Origin of the sequence: Nonomuraea sp. NPDC000554 (assembly GCF_040300065.1) — a bacterium.
In the GTDB taxonomy this organism is placed as follows: domain Bacteria; phylum Actinomycetota; class Actinomycetes; order Streptosporangiales; family Streptosporangiaceae; genus Nonomuraea.
On the sequence record NZ_JBEPDC010000088.1, the window covers coordinates 1 to 1,172 of the forward strand.

Below are 1,172 nucleotides of genomic sequence, written 5' to 3' on the forward strand. Positions count from 1 at the left end.
GTTAGCCACCTTGAGTCAAGCAAAAAACATCTGAATCTCTTATACTAGAAGTTCGACCAAATAGTATAAAAAGGAAATTCAGATGCAAGACTATTCTATCACAAGCCAGAGCAAAGGGAAACACCTGACCAATCAAGACCGTTTAAACATTGAACGTTGGCACAATAAAGAAGGACTGAGCAACCGTGAGATTGCGCGCTTATTGAATAAAGCTCATGGGACGATTGACAGAGAGATGAAGCGAGGGGAAATCCAGCTCAAGCGGAAGGTAAAATACTCTGCTAAAAAGGCTCAAGAAAATTATGAAGGATTGAGGGCTCACAGTGTTCGTCCGAGTAAACTCACGACTGAGATTGATTGTTATGTGAGTACACGTCTTAAAGAAGACAAGGACTCTTTGGAAGTCATTCATCAGGCTCTAAAAGGAGTTTCTCTGAGCAGCCTCTACAATTGGGTCAACTGGGGCTGGTTAGAAGCCAAGCGTCATCATCTTTTCTATCCGCAGTATAAGGCGGCAAAGAAAATCAAACCTCGTGCGCCAAAGCATCCTTTTGGCAAGTCTATTGAAGAACGGCCTGAGTTCATTAACAATCGCTTAGAAGTGGGGCATTACGAGATTGACACGGTCATTCTTACGAGAGCTAAGAACAAGGTGCTTTTGACGCTCACAGAGCGAAAATACCGCACGGAGATCATTCGCTTGATTGATGGGAAAACAGCACAGGCGGTCAATGATGAGCTGGTGGAACTTCAAAAAAGTTATGACTTCAAATCCATTACCCCTGACAATGGCCATGAATTTGCAAGGCTCTCTGAGGTCGTAAGCTGTCCAGTTTACTATGCACACGCCTACGCGAGCTTTGAGCGAGGGACGAATGAAAACCATAACCGAATGATTCGTAGGCATCTGCCAAAAGGCACAACAAAGACGACCCCTGAAGAAGTCGCCGCTATCGAGTATTGGATGAACCATTATCCAAGAAAAATGTTCAACTATAAGAGTTCATATGAGATGAGCTTGGCTGGCTAACTTGGACTTGCAATTTGCGTAAATAATAAATTTTTAAAAAAATAAAAAAATTACAGCTGAGACTAGAAATTTCAGAAAGTCTGTGTTATAATATATTTCGTCGTGAAAATGACGCTTTAAGCATGACTCGTTAGCTCAGTTG

Annotated in this window: 1 protein-coding gene; it reads left to right on the forward strand. The window is 42.2% G+C overall.

All coding sequences use genetic code 11. The features are described 5' to 3' along the window. Positions 1 to 82: 82 nt before the first annotated feature. A complete protein-coding gene (locus tag ABT294_RS50760) occupies positions 83 to 1,030 on the forward strand; it encodes an IS30 family transposase (RefSeq protein ID WP_003130410.1) in 948 nt (315 codons plus the stop codon). Positions 1,031 to 1,172: the final 142 nt, after the last annotated feature.

Bases quoted from the DNA above. Each gene is read 5' to 3' on its own strand.
- ABT294_RS50760 (WP_003130410.1), top strand. From the start codon at position 83: ATGCAAGACTATTCTATCACAAGCCAGAGCAAAGGGAAACACCTGACC.